Annotated in this window: 13 protein-coding genes and 1 pseudogene; 4 read left to right on the top strand and 10 right to left on the bottom strand. The window is 53.4% G+C overall.

Annotation, left to right across the window (positions count from 1 at the left end; translation table 11 throughout):
• The coding region (locus tag AC1W8Y_RS13420) for a transposase (RefSeq protein WP_482014540.1) at positions 1–148 on the bottom strand (148 nt) is incomplete at its 3' end.
• 63 nt (positions 149–211) lie between these two features.
• On the opposite strand from AC1W8Y_RS13420, the pseudogene AC1W8Y_RS13425 reads away from it, so the two are divergent.
• Positions 212–422: pseudogene (locus AC1W8Y_RS13425) on the top strand (alpha/beta fold hydrolase); the annotation flags it as partial.
• A gap of 82 nt (positions 423–504) precedes the next feature.
• Here the strand turns inward: AC1W8Y_RS13425 and AC1W8Y_RS13430 are convergent.
• From AC1W8Y_RS13430 to AC1W8Y_RS13440, 3 genes are all read right to left on the bottom strand, one after another.
• Positions 505–3,564 (bottom strand): FAD-binding and (Fe-S)-binding domain-containing protein, encoded by a 3,060-nt coding sequence (locus tag AC1W8Y_RS13430; protein ID WP_482014999.1) that lies wholly within the window; start codon positions 3,562–3,564, stop codon positions 505–507.
• Positions 3,565–3,580: 16 nt separating this feature from the next.
• A complete protein-coding gene (locus tag AC1W8Y_RS13435; protein WP_482015000.1) occupies positions 3,581–4,339 on the bottom strand; it encodes a fumarylacetoacetate hydrolase family protein in 759 nt (252 codons plus the stop codon).
• Between the two features lie 62 nt (positions 4,340–4,401).
• Complete coding sequence (locus AC1W8Y_RS13440; protein WP_482015001.1) at positions 4,402–5,610, bottom strand: pyridoxal-phosphate-dependent aminotransferase family protein; 1,209 nt, start codon at positions 5,608–5,610, stop codon at positions 4,402–4,404.
• On the opposite strand from AC1W8Y_RS13440, the gene AC1W8Y_RS13445 reads away from it, so the two are divergent.
• Positions 5,575–6,993, top strand: a complete 1,419-nt coding sequence (locus AC1W8Y_RS13445) for an MFS transporter (RefSeq protein ID WP_482015002.1) — start codon at positions 5,575–5,577, stop codon at positions 6,991–6,993. The two genes, AC1W8Y_RS13440 and AC1W8Y_RS13445, sit on opposite strands and share 36 nt — an antisense overlap.
• A gap of 16 nt (positions 6,994–7,009) precedes the next feature.
• Here the strand turns inward: AC1W8Y_RS13445 and AC1W8Y_RS13450 are convergent, their stop codons facing one another.
• The 3 genes from AC1W8Y_RS13450 to AC1W8Y_RS13460 are packed head-to-tail and all read right to left on the bottom strand — an operon-like array spanning position 7,010 to position 12,899.
• Positions 7,010–8,509, bottom strand: a complete 1,500-nt coding sequence (locus AC1W8Y_RS13450; protein ID WP_482015003.1) for an efflux transporter outer membrane subunit — start codon at positions 8,507–8,509, stop codon at positions 7,010–7,012.
• Positions 8,506–9,705: an efflux RND transporter periplasmic adaptor subunit gene (locus tag AC1W8Y_RS13455; protein ID WP_482015004.1), complete on the bottom strand. Its 1,200-nt coding sequence runs from the start codon at positions 9,703–9,705 to the stop codon at positions 8,506–8,508. Before AC1W8Y_RS13455 ends, AC1W8Y_RS13450 begins: the two co-directional genes overlap by 4 nt.
• Positions 9,702–12,899 (bottom strand): efflux RND transporter permease subunit, encoded by a 3,198-nt coding sequence (locus AC1W8Y_RS13460; protein WP_482015005.1) that lies wholly within the window; start codon positions 12,897–12,899, stop codon positions 9,702–9,704. Before AC1W8Y_RS13460 ends, AC1W8Y_RS13455 begins: the two co-directional genes overlap by 4 nt.
• A 371-nt stretch (positions 12,900–13,270) precedes the next feature.
• On the opposite strand from AC1W8Y_RS13460, the gene AC1W8Y_RS13465 reads away from it, so the two are divergent.
• Both AC1W8Y_RS13465 and AC1W8Y_RS13470 read left to right on the top strand, forming a co-directional pair.
• Entirely contained in the window at positions 13,271–13,843 is a 573-nt protein-coding gene (locus tag AC1W8Y_RS13465) for a cysteine dioxygenase family protein (RefSeq protein ID WP_482015006.1), read from the top strand.
• Positions 13,844–13,849: 6 nt separating this feature from the next.
• Complete coding sequence (locus tag AC1W8Y_RS13470; RefSeq protein ID WP_482015007.1) at positions 13,850–15,469, top strand: rhodanese homology domain-containing protein; 1,620 nt, start codon at positions 13,850–13,852, stop codon at positions 15,467–15,469.
• A 14-nt stretch (positions 15,470–15,483) separates the two neighbouring features.
• On the opposite strand, the gene AC1W8Y_RS13475 is transcribed toward AC1W8Y_RS13470, so the two are convergent.
• Genes AC1W8Y_RS13475 through AC1W8Y_RS13485 form a run of 3 tightly spaced genes read right to left on the bottom strand, consistent with a single transcriptional unit; the run spans position 15,484 to position 20,492 of the window.
• Positions 15,484–17,682, bottom strand: coding sequence for an alpha/beta hydrolase domain-containing protein (locus AC1W8Y_RS13475; protein ID WP_482015008.1), 2,199 nt, complete (start codon positions 17,680–17,682; stop codon positions 15,484–15,486).
• 32 nt (positions 17,683–17,714) lie between these two features.
• Positions 17,715–18,785, bottom strand: a complete 1,071-nt coding sequence (locus tag AC1W8Y_RS13480; protein WP_482015009.1) for an alpha/beta fold hydrolase — start codon at positions 18,783–18,785, stop codon at positions 17,715–17,717.
• A 33-nt stretch (positions 18,786–18,818) separates the two neighbouring features.
• A complete protein-coding gene (locus AC1W8Y_RS13485) occupies positions 18,819–20,492 on the bottom strand; it encodes a formate--tetrahydrofolate ligase (RefSeq protein ID WP_482015010.1) in 1,674 nt (557 codons plus the stop codon).
• Positions 20,493–20,499: the final 7 nt, after the last annotated feature.

Consider the following 20,499-nt stretch of genomic DNA (forward strand, 5'->3'; position numbering starts at 1 on the left):
GAGCCTCATCGGCGCCGTCCACCAGAACCGAGCGACGGTACTTCGGGCACCATACAACGTGGTACTTGCACGAGAAAACGACGTTACTATTGGATCGGTAGTTACTGGACACAAAATCAGTATACAGCAAGATACTAAATACTGCCATAGCAAATACCGGCCGCTCACCCCATGGCTAAAGCGAGGGGCTTGCGCGGCTTATTTGGTCAATGATGCACTTGGCCTGAATCAGCCCGTTTTGGCAGGTCATGACTGGGGTGCGCGATCGACGGCAAATGCCTGTGGCTTGCGCTCAGAGGTGGCGTCCCACTTGATCATGATATCTGTCGTGGGATACCTGGTCCGCAGCCGGCTGGTTTACTGAAGAAGAGTTTGATGAAACAGCGCGAGCATTCAACAACCCTGATTGGGCCGAAGTAGTTTTTCCTCAGCGTGAAGCAGGGGTTCAAGTTGGCCGCGAAATCGTCAACTTTTGTGCAGCCTAGCGCTTCTTGTGTCTCAAGATCAGGGTGAGTCGTCCAACGCCATTTCAAGGATACGAGCGACATGCAGCGCGTGCACACTGGCGCCATCCTGAATTTGGTGACGGCAACTTGTGCCGTCAGCGATGACAAGGGCGCCCGCGGTTTTGGTTCGGATAGCGGGCAATAGCGACAGTTCGGCCATCGCCATTGAAGCTTGGTAGTGCTCGGCTTCATAACCGAAACTGCCCGCCATCCCACAACACGAGGATTCAATGGTGTTGACTGACAAACCCGGTATCCAACTCAGCACGGTTTGCACCGGCGTCAAGGCATCAAACGCCTTCTGATGACAATGACCGTGCAACAGCGCTTGAGTAGTTGAAGCGATGGGTTTGAGCTTCAGGGTCAATTGCCCGGCGCTTTTTTCACGCACCAAAAACTCTTCAAGTAGAAAGGCATGGTCTGCCAGCCGCTTTGCTTCGTCACCGTAACCGTATTGCAAGAACTCGTCGCGTAGTGACAGCAGGCAAGAAGGCTCAAGCCCAACGATGGCGATGCCTTGGTCTACAAACGTCTTGAAGGTGTTGAGCAGTCGCCTTGCCTCGTGCTTGGCTTCTTCGACTAACCCAGCGGCGAGAAAGGTTCGTCCGCAACAGACGGGTCGCGCGTCACCGGTTGTTGGTAGATGAACACGATAGCCTGCCGCTTGAAGAACCTTAAGAGCCGCTTTTGCGTTGGCCGGTTCGAGATGGTTATTGAACGTGTCGACGAACAGCACGACCTCACGGGTGGGCTGAGCCGAAGGGTTTGCCCCCCCTGGACTGGCCTGGACAAGCGCGCTGGCGGTTGAGAGAAATGATTGTTTAAAGACGGGCAGCGATCGCTCTGTGGCTAAGCCAAAATAGCGTTTGATCTGAGGGGTAATGATAGGCAACTTGTCGGCCAGCTTCAGCAAGCCCGAGAAGCGTGACGCAACGTGGGCGTAGCGCGGCAGGTAAGCCACCAACTTGTCTCTCAATGGGATGCCGTGCTGATCGGCCCAGGCGGCCCTGGCCTCGATTTTCATCTTGGCCATGTCGACACCGGTAGGACAATCACGTTTGCAACCCTTGCATGACACGCATAGATCGAGAGTTTCTTTCACCACTGGGTCTGCAAGGCCTTGACTACCTAGTTGTCCAGTTAGCGCTAAACGTAAGGTGTTGGCTCGTCCCCGAGTGACGTGTTGCTCGTCGCGCGTCACGCGATAGCTGGGACACATCGTCCCCGCATCGAATTTTCGACAGTGACCATTGTTATTGCACATCTCAACGGCTTTCGCTAATCCATGGCTAGGATCCTCACCGGTGCCTGGTGCTGACTCAACACCGGTCAGCGCATCACGCTGTACATCCCAGTTCGACCAATCCAGTTTGGGGTAAACCGGCAAGGCGCGATGACCGGGCTTAAACCGAAAATTACTCGTGTCATCCATTTTGGGTGGATGAATCATTTTGTCAGGGCTCAAACGATGACCTGGATCAAATAAGGTTTTGATTTCGGCAAATGCTTGATTGATCTTTGGCCCATACTGCCAAGCCACCCATTCGCCTCGGCAAAGACCATCGCCATGCTCACCGGAATAAGCGCCTTTATATTCGCGGACCATCGCAGCCGCCTCTTGTGCGATTTCGCGCATTTTCACCGCCCCGTCGCGGCGCATGTCCAGGATCGGACGCACATGAAGCGTTCCGACGCTGGCATGTGCATACCAAGTGCCCTCGGTGCCATGTCGATGAAACACCTCGGTAAGCCGACTGGTGTAATCGGCTAAATGTTCGAGCGGGACAGCACAGTCTTCAATGAAAGAAACGGGTTTGCCATCGCCCTTCATGCTCATCATAATATTGAGCCCAGCTTTTCTAACATCCCATAATGCTTTTTGAGCACTTGCGTCAGTGATGGCAACGACTGAGTCGGGCAACCCGAGATCGCCCATCAATTCGATCAATCGATTGAGCAAAACAAGTTGCTCATCTTTGTTTTCGCCCGCGAACTCAACGAGCAGAATTGCCTGCGGTTCGCCGGTCAGCGCTCGATCGATAACCGGCTTAAACGCGGGATTGCCGCGCGCCAAATCGATCATGGTGCGATCGACCAGTTCGACAGCACAAGGCTTTAATTTGACGATGTGTTGAGTCATCGCCATCGCTTGGTAAAACGTCGGGAAATTCACGACACCCAGTGCTTTATGTGTTGGCAACGGTGCCAGCTTCAACGTGATCTGACGGCTAAAAGCCAGTGTCCCTTCAGATCCGACCAAAAGATGTGCGAGGTTGGCATATCCATCATCGGTGTACGCCAGTGGGTTCTGGCAATCAAAGAGATCAATGTTGTAGCCAGCCACCCGTCGCAGCACTTTCGGCATCCGTTCGCGAATTTCCTGCGCTTCTCGTTGAGCGATTGCTTTGAGGTCGTGCAGCAAGGTCGTTAACCGAGAGCCAACGGGTGGGTGCTTCAACGAACCGAAGTAAGCCTCCGAGCCATCGGCAAGAATGGCATCGATGCCTAGCACGTTGTGAACCATATTGCCATATTCAATCGAGCGAGAGCCACATGAATTGTTGCCCGTCATCCCACCGATGGTGCACTGTGCCGCTGTTGAAACATCTACCGGAAACCACAGCCCGTAGGGTTTTAGCCAGGCATTCAAGTGATCAAGCACAACGCCTGGCTCGACCGTGATGGTTCTTGCGTGCTCGTCAAAATCAACGATCTGGTTGAGCCACTTGCTGGTGTCGATCACCAGTGCCTGACCGACGGTCTGCCCACATTGACTCGTGCCTGCGCCACGAGCAAGCAAGGGCACGCTTTCCAGGCGCGCGATATCTAGCACCATCCGCAAATCATCCTGATCTCTTGGGATGACGACCCCAAGCGGCTCTATTTGGTAGATCGAGGCATCGGTCGAGTAACGCCCACGACTGGCTCGATCAAACCTGACGTCACCTCGCATTTCAGTGCTGAGGCGTTTGGCGAGTGGCGAATCAAACTGATGGGGGTTCGATGGCTGTACGAAGTGCAGTGGTTTCGCAACAGTCGGCAGGCTAGCGTGTGGCATTTGAAATCTCAGTGGATCAAAGCAGTTTGACAGTCACCGGCGCAAACCCAGGGATTTTGCCGATCGCCAAGCCTAAGTGATTGACGATAAAGACCCCGGTATAAGAGCCCGTGGTGACGATCATATCGGGCGTTACGGTAATGCCACGACTTGCACAATGATTGACAAGCCAAGGCAAGGTGCGACGTGGGTCGCCTGAGGGATTGGCGACCGCCGCTTTAATGACACTTTCACCGTTGAACTCAAAACTGAGCGCCGGCGAGAGAAAGTCGTAGTCAGCATCATAGGGAATGGATTCCCCCACGATCAGGGCGCCGTGGCTTTGCAGATCAGCCAATTGTGTCATCGGCTGCTCGTTGGGCCACTGCGATAAGCGGCTTGAGACGATCTCAATGGTGGCGCACATCGTCCCTATGCTCTGCATGACCGTTGCATCGTCATAGGGTATCGAAGAGGGCTCGAAGCTTCTGTTAAAACGAAAGGCGATTTCCAGTTCGAGGGCCAGCGGTGTAAAGCCTTTGCGTGACAGTTCTGCCCCGGTTTTGTGGATGCCGGTCAGGGGAAGGGGGGCGCCGACTACCGGTGCTGTTGGCGTCTTGCCACCGACCTTCCAGCCCCCAATCTGAGCATGCATAAGCCGCATGGTTTCGTGTTGAACTTCGAACGCAGCTGCGGGATGCGGAGGTACCATTTCAGTGGGGATCGCATCCAAGGTCATGTGATTCTCACGGGCGTAATGCAAACGTGCGCTTAAAGTGTGCAGATTGGTGTGCATATTGTTTTTCTCAGGTATTGAGATGATCTGAAAGTTTGCAGCGAACGACGAGGTAAAACGACTTAAGCTAATAATCCGCCTGGGTGGGCGCAGAGGTAATCCATGGCTGCAGGCAATCCACTGCCGGTTAGTTTGACCCCCGCCAGCTGCATACCCATTTCACAACCCGCCAGCGTCGCCATGAGCGTCAAGTCGTTGCAGTCGCCCAAGTGCCCAATGCGAAACATCTTGCCTTTGACCTTCCCCAGTCCCGTCCCCAAGGATAGATCGAAACGCTCGTAGATGATCTTTCTTACCGCATCGGCATCGATCCCCTCTGGCATCATGACGCCGGTCAGCACTGGGCTGTAGAGTGCGGTATCAGCACATTGAATGTTGAGCCCCCAAGCGTCAACGGCCAGTCGGCAGGCTTGCGCTAAACGCTGATGTCGGTGAAAGACTTGATCCAAGCCCTGCTCAAGCAACATATCTAGACACTCAGAGAGTGCGTAGAGCAAATTCGTGTTGGGGGTTGATGGCCAATAGCCTGTCTTGTTCACTTCAATGATTTCTTTCCAGCCCCAGTAGCTTTTTGGCAGCGTCGAGGTTGCACTCACCGCGAGAGCCTTGGGTGAGACCGCGTTAAAACTGATCCCGGGTGGCAACATCAATCCCTTCTGAGATCCTGAAATCGACACGTCGACGCCCCATTCATCGTGCCGGTAGTCTGCACAAGCCAGCCCTGATATCGTATCCACCATGAGCAGGGCAGGGTGCCCTACGGCATCGATGGCTTGACGCACGGCCAGAATATCCGAAGTAACACCCGTCGACGTCTCATTGTGAACGACACAGACTGCTTTGATCTGATGCGCCGTGTCGGCTCTCAATCGGGCTTCGATCATGTGCGACTGCACGCCGTGACGCCAACCTTCTGCGCCCGGCATCGCTAAAAACTCTGAGTGCAAACCCAGGTTGTCGGCGAGCTTTTTCCAGAGTGTCGCAAAGTGACCCGTTTCGAACATGATCACGTGATCGCCAGCGTTTAACGTATTGACAAGTGCCGCCTCCCAGGCACCCGTACCAGAGGCCGGATAGATGATCACGGGTTGTTCTGTCTTGAATATCTTTTTTATGTCACTGAGGACTTTAAAGCCGAGAATGGCAAATTCGGGGCCGCGATGATCAATGGTCGGGTAGCTCATAGCCCGCAACACCCGATCAGGCGTTGGGCTTGGCCCTGGGATCTGTAAAAAATGTCTACCTGCGGGGTGCTGGTCAAGTTTGATCAAAGCCGATCTCCCAAAATACAGTTGTTCTCGTTGAAAGCCAATGTACCAGATTGCGTCGCCTACCCCAAGACGCAAGTTAGCCGTCGCTTGGCCGCGCCGTCTGCTATCGTCACAGTCTATCCCCTATCGACGATCGACGAGGCTGTTTTGCTGATTTCCCGGGCATTTACGATCCTGATGGTTTACCGGATCGCCATCACCCTCAGTTACCAGATATTTACTGTCTCGGTTGGTTGGCATATTTTCGAATTGACGCGAGATGTCATGTCGCTTGGCCTCATTGGCTTGGCAGAGGTCATCCCCTATTTTTGTTGCGCCTTATTTGCTGGGCACGCCGTTGATGTGTTGCCCAAAAGAAATATTGGTGTCGTTGGTTGCGGTATCTATGCTGTCATGGGAGGGCTCATGCTTTGGGTGGCGACGGGCGACTTTCAACACGCTTGGCTGCAGCCCGCCTGGCTGATGTACTTTTCGATCGGGTTAGCGGGTATCGCCCGAGCCGTGGTGAGGCCAATCTATCAAGTCTTGTTCGCTCAGTCACTTGAGCGCGATGAGTTTTCGCGCGGCTCGGCGATAGGCACCGCACTCTTTCAAATTGCACAGATCGGCGGGCCCGCGTTAGGTGGGGTGTTGATTGCGTGGCTGGGTTTGGTCAGTGCCTACGGCGCTGTGCTTATTTTTGCGTTGCTTGGTGTCGCATCGTTACTCGCGTTTCCTTACAAAGAGGAAGCCGGCAAGTCAACCGCTGACACCATTTGGATGAGCATCGTTGAGGGGGTCAAGTTCGTTTTTAGCCGGCAAGTGATGTTGGCGGCAATGGCCCTTGATATGTTTGCCGTTCTCTTTGGCGGTGCCGTGTCAATGCTGCCAGCCTTTATTTCAGAGATATTGTCGGGTCACCCAGAGAGCTTGGGATTGTTGCGTGCTGCGCCCGCTGTCGGTTCGACCTTGGTGGGTGTCTGGCTTGCGCGGCGTCCGCTCGATCAATACGCGGGTCTTTGGTTGCTCGGCGCTGTGGCCGGATTTGGTCTGAGTGCGATCGCCTTCGGGGTGTCGACCAGCTTTGCGATGGCGGCCTTGTGCTTATTGATGATGGGCGTCTTTGATGGGATCTCAGTGGTGGTTCGTAGCACGATTCTGCAACTGATGACGCCCGATCAGATGCGGGGTCGAGTGTCTGCGATCAACGGGATTTTTATCGGTTCGTCTAACGAAATAGGCGCACTTGAATCTGGCATTGCCGCAAGCATGCTGGGGTTAAGTGCCTCGATTGTGTTTGGCGGGGTGGTGACTCTTTTTGTCGTGATGGTCAGTTGGTTGATGGCCCCCAAGTTACGCCATTTGAATATGCGAGATTTGCAGCGTGACCCTCAGCGCGATTAAAGCCAGCGCTTGAACCTTATGGCCCGTTGTCAGCTTTACCAAAAGTCTGTTCATCGGTGAAGGGAGCTGGTGGCGCTGGTGTTTTGATGCCTTCCCAACCACCCCCTAATGCTTTAACCAGATTGACGTTGGCGACAAATTGCCCGCCATGAATCTGCCATTTGGTTCTGAGGGCGGTTAGCTGATTTTGTTGGATCAAAGCTAATTGAAAAGCGTTGTCCAAACCTTCAGCGTAGCGAACCGCGCTGATCCGGTAGGCCTTGTTTAGGTTGACGACGGCTGCGTCTTGCTTTGTCCGAGCAGCATCTAGCTGCTGTAGTGTGCCCATCGCATCTTGCGTCTCTTGTATGCCAGTCAAGATCGTTTGCCGGTACGTGGCCAACGTCGCCCGGTAACCTGCTTTCGTAAAATTGTAGTTGGCCAGAATAGCGCCCCCATCAAAGATTGATTGAGTGGCCGTCAGGCCAATCGACCATATCAGCGAGGGTACTGACAACAAGCTGGCGAGTGACGTCGACTGGTAGCCGTAAGTGGTGGGCGATAGCGTCAATGAAGGATAAAAAGCGGCTTGAGAAACACCAATCTGTGCGTTGGCAGCGGCCATTGCTCTTTCTGCCGAGGCGATGTCGGGCCGGCGCTCGAGTAACTTTGAAGGAACGCCGGTCGGAAAGCTCGGCATGGTGCTGGGCAAGTGACCCTCTGCGATCGTGAGGCTGCTCGCTGGCACGCCCATTAACGTGGCAATTAAATCGACTTGCAGGTTACGAGTTCCTCGCAAAATATCGATTTGTGCACCACTTGACTCGACCAGGGATTCTTGTTGTGCCAGATCTGAACGGTTGAGCGCACCGGCTTCATAGCGCTTCTGATAAAGTGCAAAGAGTTTTTTCTGTAACGTCAGAAGCGTCTCCATCACCCGAAGTTCTTCATCGTTCTGACGCATCAACAAATACGCTGAGGCGAGCTGGGCAGTCACCAGCAGTTTGACGTTGGCGGTGTCAGCAGTGGCTTGTTCAGAGGTATATTTTGCTGCCTCGACACTGCGCCGGATTTGACCCAGCCAGTCAAGCTGATAGGATAACGTCAGCGCGGGTTGAAAGTTATTCTGGATGGTGCTGTATTGCACTGAATCGTAGTTCGATGACGCCCTGTCAGCGGAATAGGCAACTCTTGCTGCTTGACCACCAATCGCGAGGCTAGGATATAGCGCAGCTGTTTTCGCATCGACCTGCGTCATCGCTTGGTCAAGACGGGCTAATGCCACCTTGAGCGTCTGGTTTTGTTCGAGCGCTTTTGCTTCAAAGTCATTGAGAATGGGATCGTTAAACGCGGTCCACCAATCCCCTTTGGGCATATCATCACTGGGGGTTGCAGGTTTCCACACATCAGCTCTCACCCCTGGCAAGGTCTTCCAGTTATCTGGCAACTGCGTCAAAGGGCGTTCGTAATCCGGGCCGATAGCAGTGCAACCCGCACAGAGCAGTGCGACGAAGCCGAAAACTATCTGATGTTTCATTTGCCTGCTTTAGCGTTTTTAGGTGACGGGGTTTCGATTTCAACCTTCTGGCCAACCGCGATGGAGTCTGGAGGGTTGATAATCACTTGATCTTCTTTGGTGACCCCAGCTTTGACTTGAATCAACGCACCATAATCCACGCCAAGTTTGACAGCTTGCCGGATGACTTTGCCATCCTTTACCGTGGCAATCTGAGGCCCAGAAGGCGTGAACAACAGGGCGTTGGTCGGGATCACCAGTACATTGCCGGGATCAAGGTTGATGACCACCTCGACGTATGTACCTGGCATTAACTGCCGTTTGTCATTGGCGACTTCGATGTCCACTTGCAAGGTACGTGTGCTCGTGTCAATGGCACCCGCCGTGCGGGCCACACGCCCCTTAATAGGCACATCGGGAGCATTCGATTTGAAAAGATCGATCTCGTCGCCTACTTTGATGTCGCCAGCACGGTCTTGTGGCAAGAAAACGTACATGTGCAACTTGTCTACCCGTGCCATCGAAAACAGTGGCAATGATGAGGCACCGCCGTTACCTGCATTGACCAAGTCGCCCTGGTTAACGTTACGTTTAGTGATAATGCCATCAAAAGGCGCTACGACCTGTGCAAAGCCGACTTGCTCTTTCAAGCGGTTTAGCACAGCTTCGGTCTGATGATAGGCACCGGTTTTTTCATCCAGTTCTTGTTGAGAGACGGCGTCCTGGGCGCGTAACTTGGTCCAGCGGGTATAGGCTGCTTTGGCTAGGTTGAAGTTCGCCTGCGCCTCTTCGAGTTGTTTTTCAACTTCGGGGATATCCAAAATTGCTAACGATTCGCCTTGCTTGACGGATTCGCCAATATCCTTGAACCATTTTTTTACATAGCCTGTCGCTCGCGCATAAATCTGAGCTTCGGTAATACCCTGCAGTGTGCTTGGGAATTTGAGTTTGAGAAACTCAGATCCTATTTTTGCAGCGGATTCCGCGTGAACGACACGCACATGTAGGATGGCGTTTTCTTCAGATCTGGCGGCTAACACGTTTTTTAAAGCCAGACGATCAAACAAGGTTTTGCCTAGCCCTAAGCCCATCAATAACAGAATGATCAATAACGCCCAGCGAGCCCGAGCCATGACGCTGTTTCGTCGACGAATTTGCTCACGTCGATCTTGGCCGTGACCGCGTGATTTGGCTGGTGTTTGTGACTTATCCGTCATGTCAGAGCATTCCTCTTTGCAGCCCGTTGTTCAGTCCAGCGATGTAGCGAGCCAAACAATACTGGTACAAATAATACGGTTGAAACTGTGCCGAAAAGTAGACCACCAATCACCGCTCGGCCAAGTGGTGCATTTTGTTCAGATCCTTCGCCCAAACCCAAGGCCATCGGTATCATCCCTAGGATCATGGCTAGCGCCGTCATCAAGACGGGACGCAACCGGGTGGCGCCCGCATCAAGTGCTGCCGTCATGGCTGTTGCGCCCTCTTGTATCCTCTGACGTGCAAATGACACCACGAGAATACTATTGGCGGTCGCCACGCCCATGGTCATGATGGCCCCGGTCAACGCAGGCACACTCAGGTTGGTTTTCGTCAAAATCAGCATCCACGCGATACCGGCCAGGGCAGCAATCAAACCGGCAATGATAATAAAGGGATCGAGCCAAGACTGAAAGTTCACGACGATCAGTAAGTAAACCAGCACGATCGCACCAATCAGACCAACGCCTAAGCCAACGTATGAATTCAACATCGTATCGACCTGGCCGCGCAAGTTGATTCTGCTACCACGCGGCAGATCAGCTTGGGATGCATCAATGATTTGCTGAATCTCAGTTGCAACCCCCGCTAAATCTCTACCTCTGACATTTGCATAAATATCGATCGAGGGCAAGATGTTGAAACGCGTCAAGATCCCGAATTCTGTCCCAGGGTCAGCTTTGACCAGATTCCCTAAGATTTGATTGGGTCGTGCGTTCGCCGATGACCCGGTAGCCGCCGCAGCCGCGCTGGCTGCGCTTGATGAGCCGACCGGCAGTCGAAGCAGATCATCGAGTGACTCAAGTTTCACTTCAGGTGCACGGGTCTGAACGTTATAGCTGATGCTGTTGAACGGGTTTAACCAGAAATTGGGTGACGTTTGCGCACTGCCTGACAACGGCAGCAACAAATTCTGCGCGACGTCAGAGGGGTTTAAGCCAAGGCCCTGCAGTCTCGCGCGATCCATGGTCAGCTTAATGGTGGGTGCGTCCAGTCGTTGATGGACGTGTACGTCGGCAGCGCCTCTGATGGCGGCTATCTTTGCATTGAGTTTGCCGGCCAAAATCTGGTTGGCCGGGTAGTTAGGGCCGAGAATCTGTACATCGATCGCGGCGGGGATCCCGAAGTTCAGAATCTGCGTCACGATATCGGCAGGCTGAAAGAAAAACTCAATACCCGGAAAGTTCTTCCTGAGCGCTGGGAGCAAGGCTTCGATGTAGTCGTCGGTGGGCTGGTGGTCACCCTTGAGAGAAATCAAAATATCCCCATCAAGGGATCCGATGGTGCCTGAGTTGCTATAAGACAAATTAATACCGCTGTTTGGAACCCCCAAATTATCAAGAATGGTATCCAATTCGTGTGCTGGGATGACCTCGCGGATAACTTTTTCAACCTGATCAGCGATTTCGGCTGTTCTCTCGATCCGCGTACCCGTCGGCGCACGCATATGCAATTTGAGTTGTCCAGTATCGACGGCGGGGAATAAATCTCGACCAAGCAGCCCGTAGATGCCAAGCGATAAGACACAGAAAGTCAGAAAGCCGAACATGAAGGCTTTGCGGTTAATCAGTATCTGACTCAACAGCAAGACATAGCTTCGACGCATATTTTCAAAATGATGATTGAAGCCTTGATGAATGACATCAATCCAGCGCGAGACAAGCCCAGGTTTGGCGATTGGCCCCAACATCAGTAGCGCAAGGGTTGGTACCAAGGTTCGCGACAAAATGTAGGAGGCCAGCATCGCGAAGATGACCGCTTCAGCGAGCGGTACGAACAGAAACTTGGCGACACCACCCAAGAAAAACATCGGCACGAAAACGATACAGATACACAGCGTGGAAACAAATGCGGGGATTGCAATTTCACCGGCGCCGTCCAGAATCGCTTCATAGAGCGGCTTGCCCATGTGTAGATGCCGTTCGATGTTCTCAATCGTCACCGTGGCATCGTCAACCAAGATGCCCACCGCAAGCGACAAACCGCCCAAAGTCATCACGTTGATGGTCTCGCCCAGCAAATGCAAAATAATCAGCGAGGTGAAAATGGAGAGCGGGATGGACACAGCAATAATGGCCGTCGTTCGCCAATTGCCAAGAAATAACAGCAGCATGACGGCGGTTAATCCCGCGGCAATCAAGGCCTCATGAATGACGCTTGAAATCGCAGCATTGACGAAAATGGATTGATCAAATAACAGCTTGACGTCGATGCCGTCAGGTAACAGGGCACCCAGACTCGGTAATCGCGCTTTAATTTGATTGACAACGTCAAGCGTTGACGCACCCCCGTTTTTTAAGGCCGAGATTAATAACGCTCTTTCGCCATTCTGGCGCACGATATTTGTTTGAGGGCTATAGCCATCACGCACGTGAGCGACTTCGCGCAAATAGGTGGTTGCACCGTTGACCGTTCGGACCGGGATGGAATTCAAGCCGTCAAAACTGTTTGGGGACGAGTTGATGGCAATGTTGAACTCGGTGTCACCAATTTTGGCCGTCCCGGAGGGCAGTATCAGGTTCTGCGTGTTGATCGCATTGATCACATCTGAAGACGTCATGCCTTTGGCGAGCAAGGCTTGTGGATCAAGATCAACCGAAACCACTCGCGGCTTTCCGCCATAGGGATAAGGGACCGCAACGCCGGGGATAGTGATCAGTTGTGGTCTGACTGCGTTCAGCGCTGAGTCAAACAGTTCTTTTTCGGAGAGCGTCTGGCTAGACATTCCCAACTGCACCACTGGGATACTGGAGGCCGTGTACTTAATAATCAGGGGGGGGACAGTGCCGGTTGGAAGGGCTCGCAACACGGACTGAGAAACCGCAACGACTTGAGCAATCGCGGTCGATATATTGACCCGAGGCTGAAAAAATATCTTGATAATTGAGATGCCCGACAGCGATTGTGACTCTATGTGCTCAATATCGTTGACGGTGGTGGTTAAGATGCGCTCGTGGTTCTGCGTAATGCGGTTGCCCATTTGCTCAGCTGACAAACCGTTATACGTCCAAATCACGCTGATGACTGGGATATCGATATCCGGCAGTGCATCAACGGGTGTTCGCATCAGCGAGAGCGGCGTGGCAAGCAGTATAAGAATTGCCATCACGATGAACGTGTAGGGTCTATCGAGTGCAGTCCTAACAATCCACATGCTTGGGTAACCTGGCTTGAGTCAAAAAGTCGCTGACAATCGGTTCAATGTTTAATTGGTCGTCTGCGTCGTGCAGCCAACAAACCTTGTACAACAGAAACTTTCCGTAACGTAGTTATTTTCATCAAATGAAAAACAATTGCAGTATAAATGTTTCACTCGACGAATACGGGGTAAAAACCTCGATAAGAACTACATTGAGTTACAAAACCCACAGATTTTGTAACGTTTTGCTAGAAAGGGCTGCTGAATATCGGCATTCATTCGTTTTGATGGAAAACGTCGGCTGAGCGCGACAGGTTGACGCGGGATGAAAACGACGTGCATTAAACTCGTCCGGTGAGGCGTCATGTGAGAGAGTCCCCCCCATCATGAAAAACGAGAAACTATTAGCTTTTGTGCACAGTTTTAGTGCGTTACTGGAAAGCCATCCCGCTGAACCCGACCTTTTGCGGGACGGTGGCAACTTGCTGCGGCAGTTGGTGGCGCAAGACGACTGGTTACCGGCTCAATTCGCGACGCCTGACCCGAGTTTTTATCAGCAGTACTTGCTCTATGCCGATCCTTTGGATAGTTTTTCCATGGTCAGCTTCGTTTGGGGACCGGGCCAGAAAACCCCAGTGCACGATCACCTGACATGGGGCTTGATCGGTATGTTGCGAGGACGCGAGCTTGACACGCCTTTCTACCGTCAACCAGACGGTAGTCTGCAACCCGGAGCACCGAAAACCTTGCTGCCTGGTCAGGTCGCTCACGTCTCGCCTGCCACGCACGATGTCCACCAAGTCGCGAATTATTATGCGGATCAGACTTCTGTCAGTATTCATGTGTACGGTGGCAATATTGGCCGTATCAGTCGCCATGTGTTTGATCCCGCGACAGGCACCTCAAAAACCTTTATTTCGGGCTACGGTAATGATGTTGTGCCCAATCTCTGGAGATAGTTGAAAATGTCACTTTTGCATGCCGACATGCCAATGGCCGTACATTTCGATTTTGTTCGGTCGAAATTGCTGGCGCGAGAAGAAATTGCGTTTCTTGACGTAAGAGAAGAGCATCCGCATGCACTCGGGCACCCGCTTTTTGCGGCCAACTTACCTTTGGCACGCATTGAGGCAGACGCTTTCTCTAAATTGCCCCGTCGCGATGTCACCATTGTCACGTTTGACGAGGGGGGTGAGGATACGACCGCGCAACGGGCGGCAATGTGCCTCATTGGGTTGGGCTACTCAAACGTGCATGTGTTTGACCAAGGATTGATCGGCTGGCGCCAAGCCGGTGGGGAAGTCTTCATCGATGTCAATGTACCCAGTAAATCGTTCGGCGAGTTGGTTGAATCAGAAGTGCATACGCCGTCTCTGTCGGCACAAGAAGTCAAAGCATTGATCGATCAGCAGGCCGATGTTGTCATTGTTGATGCACGCCGGTTTGATGAGTATCAGACCATGAGCATCCCGAATGCGATTAGTTGCCCAGGGGCTGAATTGGTCTTGCGCGTACCTGCACTGGCGCCCAATCCTCAGACCCGAGTTATTGTTAATTGCGCTGGCCGCACGCGCAGCATCATTGGCACACAGTCCTTAATCAATGCTGGCATTCCGAACCCAGTGAGTGCATTGCGAAACGGGACAATCGGTTGGGTGTTAGCCGATCAGACCTTGGATAAGGGGGCCGCTAAGCGCTTTACGCAGGTGTCTGTTGAGTCGCAAACTTCCTCTTCTCACCAGGCCAGGCATGTGGCAGATCGCGCCGGGGTCAAGCGTACGACGCTGCAAGAGGTGACGCAGTGGCAGTTACAGCAAACCCGCAGCACCTATTGTTTCGATACAAGAACCCCGGAGGAGTTTGCCGCGGCGCATCTCGACGGCTTTAGATCAACACCGGGCGGGCAACTGGTGCAAGAGACCGAGATGGTTGCCCCGGTTCGAGGTGGGCGGATTGTGCTGTGCGATACGGATGGTGTGCGTGCCAATATGACGGCATCGTGGCTAGCGCAAATGGCGTGGGATGTTTACGTGCTCGATGGGCTTGACGCTACGGCAATGCAAGCGACAGGCCCTTGGGTGGCAACGACCCCCGCGTTGCCTGCTGTCAAACTAGTACAGGTTGGCGACTTAGCTGATGCAATGCATGATGCAGATGACATCGTGATCGTCGATATGGGCAAACAAGCCGCCTTTATCAAAGGCCATATCCCCGGCGCATGGCATCTGTTGCGATCACGCATCGGTGATGATGCAACGCATTTGCCCGCGGCGAAACGCTACGTCTTGGTCTGTGCCGATGGCGTTGTGTCTGCTTTTGCAGCAGCTGAACTTGAGCGTGAACTTCAAGCCAATGTCGAAGTGCTCGAAGGTGGGGTGGCTGCTTGGATAGACGCGGGCTTTCCACTCGATTCAGGCGCCGACCAACGCCTCTCACCAACCCTGGATAGGTACAAGCGACCTTACGAAGGGACCGATAATCGTAAAGAGGCGATGCAGGCTTATCTTGATTGGGAGTTCGGCCTGATCGAGCAACTCAGACGAGACGGTACCCACCATTTCTGGGTGCTTCGGCCGACGGCCTGAATGGGCTCAGGTTGTTAATTCAGGACGGCGCTGTCTCGCGCTTGCTGGATTAAGGTTTTCGCATCTTCAGGCAACAAGAAACCTTCTTTCATTGCTCGCGCAGCAGCCTGAGTTACCGCCGTGACATAGCCGTCATGATCTCGATATCGAGCCTGTAAGGATTTGCGTGGATCGTGGTTGGCTAGCCGTGCTTGTTCTGTCTCTGCAAACGGGATCATGCCCCCAACGTAGTTGCAGATCTGACCTTTGTGAAACGGTTTAGCACCGTCGGCCGTGACATTCCAGCCAAGATAGGTACCCAGCGGGGCATCGAGTAGCACCACGGGGACGCCGCCTAACTCGTTGCCATCGGCATCGACTTTCGGTGCGTACATGGGCAAAATTTGTTTGATATGCGGCGGGACATTGGTCGCAATGCCCTTGGCATCTATCGCGTCGAACGTGGGGCCGAACACGTAATCGATCACTGGCATGATGAAGTCTTTTTCAGGGATCGTTGGTCTCAGACCCGGTAAGGTCGGAAAGCCAATCGCAGACTTTTCTGCCAGTGCCAGAGTTCCTGAAGTCGCCCCCGGGGCGGCTGCCAACGTCGGGTAGCGACTGGCCGGCGGTTCAATGCCTTTCATCACCCAGTTTCGAAAGTGCAGACGAATGGCGTTGACGGTTTCTCGGTGCGGTACCGGATTGGCGGGCAACACACCAACACCGAAATTGTTGCCGGGGCACTGGGCACCGTCGGTTGGCAATCCAACGTCTGGCAGACTGCTATTGAAGCCGCCGGCCCCGCCACCGTGGGTGCTACTGGCAATGTAATAGCGCCTTACGTTGGCGGGCAGTGGCAAATCGGCTTTTGCGTCAGTGCCTATCCATTCGGGTGTGAGTTTTAAGGCCCAGACTTCGGCTGAACCGAAGTGTTCAACAATCTTTGGGCAGGTGTCGGTCGCGGTGCAACGATCCAGAATCCCCGCAGCAGGCAAGTGCCGAACGGGATCGTCCTTTGGCAACCACCATTGAGGTCCTTCGCTGCCCGCTTGGTAGAGCTCAAGCACCCCGTCCGGTTGTGCCCACCGCGTATTCAGCGAGATACGTCGTCCAGCAATGATCGGCCAGGCGCCATCGTGAACTCGGTTGCCTTGTTCGTCTTGATTAAATCCCAGATGCAGCCAGCCGCGGACAAAGTTACCTGACTGAGAGACGCCTCTGGTGATGCTATGAGTCACGATGCGAGCAAGCGGGTTGACGGTGCCGGCTTCGTCGTGCTGCGCGGTTTTGAAGAATTGACCTACGTCGCGAAAAGCGGCAAAACCAATGCCGAGAACGTAAGCATCTGCCGAGGTAAACACCACTTGATACAGTCTCTGCGGATCAAACCCCTGCTTTAAGCAAATCTGCGTCGGATCTGGTTGTCCAGGGAAGGGATGTGCCGCGTCGCATTTTGCCCAGGCCCAGTCAGCAGAGGCAATCTCGCGTTCGTCGCTCACGTCGCCCTGGGTCGTCTCGCCCGCCCGCGAGGTCAATTGCGCTTTCTTGGTGTCTAACGAGACGGGTTTGTAGGGCACGGGATTGGTCTGCACAATGAGTGGCTGCGATGCCTTTCCCGAACGATTGACAATGCGGCCCATGATAAGACCTGTCACCGCAGTGCCATCAGGGTGCTTTGCGACGGGGACGCGCAAAAATTGCATACCTGCCGCGGTTGCTGTGGGCCGCACGGTCGTTGCCCCCGCGTTATCGCCCTGCCACGCACTGGCGAGATAAATGTCACCTGCCGCTTGCTCTTCTGGGGCAAACGCATAAACACGACCGCGATTGGGGACTTCATGCCACATCAGACCGCTGGACTGTTGATTGTCAACGGGTTTGTAGATAACGAAAGAGGCTTCATAGCGGACTTTGCCGTCAGCATCTTTAGCTAGCTCAATATCTTGAATGATGGCATTTTGGGCCAGACTGGGGTCAAGCTCGCCGAATGCGCGGCCGGCCACCATTTGATAAGGGATCTTGCTGTCTTTGTTGAGCGAGGTAACGGGCAGAGGCAAGGTCTCATCGATCACAATTTTGGTGACGCGCGCTTGAACGTGCGCGCTGTAGAGAGTCAAACCGAGCGTACTGATAGCTAGCAGATTGAACACCAGCGTCCCAAGCGCTCGGCGGTGTAAGGGCAGTGCATGAACAGACGAGGGATGAATGACTGAGCGGCTATCCTGTTTCATGGGTGTCTCTGCCTCTAAGTACGGATTGGTTGTTATTTTGTCGGTAATGTCTGTAGAAAAGCGGCGAGTTCGTTCTCCCACCACTTTGCCTGACCGGTAGTGCCATGACCAGAGGTTTTTGCACTGGCGGGGATCAGATGTAGTTTGACACTTCGCAAACGTTTGAGTTGGTCGGCAAGCCCTAGCTCGGGGGGATTGCGTTCGTCATCGGCGGAGTTGATCACGAGGATCGGCGCCGTAATTTTTTCGAGATCGGCAGACGGGTTGTAGTCGCGCGACGAATCCCATTGATACAGCAGATCATTGGCATCCCCCGTGAACGGGGCTCGCATCCGATCCTCAATCAATTTGTCTGCCGCCGCACGGGTTGATGCGATTGAATAGAGCCCCTGATTGCCGCCGCTGGTGGCAAATTGAAAATAAATACTGGCAAATTTTGCGCTTGGTGGCTGCGTTGTATAGTTGCCGTTCAACCAAAGGGGATCTTGTCGGATCGAATCGGTGAGCATTCGTCTCAAGATCCAGTTACGACCCGACATCTCGATGGGTAGTGATGCCATTGGCGCCAAAGCATCCATGAAGTTCGGATATTTGATCCCCCAGAGCCACGTTTGCATGCCCCCCATCGAGTTGCCCATCACCAGGCGCAAGTGCTTGATGCCAAGACCTTCAGTGATGAGCCGATATTGACCGAGCACCATGTCGTCATAGTTGTAGAGCGGGAACTTTGCCCGCAATCCATCAGAGGGCTTGGTTGATTTACCTGTGCCAATCGCATCGGGCATGATGACGAAGTATTTGCTGGCGTCCAGTGCCTGCCTTGGTCCAAAAAGCTCGTCAGCGAAACCGGCTTTGATCAGCCCCGATCCTGACCCTGCCGTGCCATGTAGAAACAAGACAGGTATCCCTTGCGGGTCACCGATTGTCGTGTAGGCCAGCTTGATATTTTCGAGTGTTTCACCGCCATGAAACGTGAATGATTTAGCGACCCAGATTGCCTCTTTGGGTGTGGGGTAGGCCGTCACCCTGTCAGCTGCCTGAGCACTCATGATGGATAGGGATAGAAGGGCTAAACCAGCGCGGAGTTTCGTCATCAGTGACATGGCGGTTAGGTCTCACTTGTGTGTTGATCGATGTTAAAACAGACCGGTGATCCGACCATTGTCATCGACGTCGATCGCGTTTGCGGCGGGGGTGACAGGCAAGCCTGGCATCGTCATGATGTCGCCACAGACCATGACAACGAACTCTGCACCAGCGGATAAGCGAACTTCTCTGATGTTAACGACGTGATCGCTTGGGGCACCACGCAACGTTGCATCGGTCGAGAACGAATATTGCGTCTTCGCCACGCAAACCGGCAAATGCCCATATCCGCTTTGTTCGAGCTGTTCGATTTGAGCACGGACTTTGGTATCGGCAGAAATATCAGCTGCCCCGTAGGTCTTTGTGGCAATGGCCTTGACTTTATCCCACAGCGAATCACTGTCTTGATACAGAAACTTGAACTGATTAGGCTGCTCACACAAATCGACCACCACACGAGCGAGATCTGCAGCGCCAGCGCCGCCCTCAGCCCAGTGCCGAGCAAGTACCACATTGACGCCATCGGCAGCCAGAGTGGCTGTCAATCGATTCACTTCTGCATCGGTATCTTCGGTGCGATGATTGATGGCGACAACACAAGGTAGACCGAAATTCTCTCTGATGTTATGCACATGTCGTGTCAGATTGACCAAGCCCGCATCGAGCGCAACGAGATCTTCTTTGGACGTATCTTTGACAGCGACACCACCGTGATATTTCAAGGCTCTCAGCGTGGCGACAATCACAACAGCCGAGGGGGTGAGCCCCGATTTGCGGCACTTAATATCAAAAAACTTTTCAGCCCCCAAATCTGCACCAAAACCCGCCTCTGTGACCACGTAGTCAGCAAGCTTCAAGGCAGTGGTCGTGGCCAAAACGCTGTTGCATCCGTGGGCAATATTGGCAAAAGGACCACCATGTACCAAGGCGAGGTTATTTTCAAGTGTCTGGACAACATTCGGGGCCAGCGCATCTTTGAGCAAGGCTGTCATGGCGCCTTGCGCCTTTAAGTCTTTGGCGAGAATGGGTTTCTTATCGGTGGTGTAACCCACGACAATTCTGCTGAGCCTGTCTTTCAAGTCTGCAAGGCCAGTGGCGAGACAGAAAATGGCCATCACCTCTGAGGCAACCACAATGTCAAAGTGATCTTCTCTCGGGTAACCGTTAGCCGGCCCGCCAAGACCCACGACCATTTGACGAAGTGCTCGATCATTAATATCCATCACTCTTCGCCAAGTGATCCGACGAAGATCGAAGCCCAAGGCATTGCCATGGTGGATATGGTTATCGATCAGCGCAGCGAGCAAGTTGTTCGCGAGGGCGATAGCATTGAAATCGCCCGTAAAGTGGAGGTTGATGTCCTCCATCGGGATTACTTGAGCCATGCCACCTCCGGCAGCACCGCCTTTCATGCCAAATACCGGACCAAGCGATGGTTCGCGCAGACAAATAATGCTGTTTTTGCCGATGTGATTTAAGCCATCCCCTAAACCGACCGTGGTGGTTGTTTTGCCTTCACCCGCTGGCGTGGGTGATATCGCCGTCACTAAAATCAGTTTGCCATTCGGACGATCGGCGAGAGAATTGATGTACTCGAGCGAGATCTTCGCCTTGAAGCGGCCATAAGGTTCTAGTTGATCTTCAGGTATGCCCGCTTGTTGGTGAGCTAGTTCAATGATGGGCTTTTTGATTGCTTTTTGTGCAATTTCGATATCGCTGAGCATGGGATGT

The sequence above is a fragment of the Jezberella sp. genome (assembly GCF_964834465.1).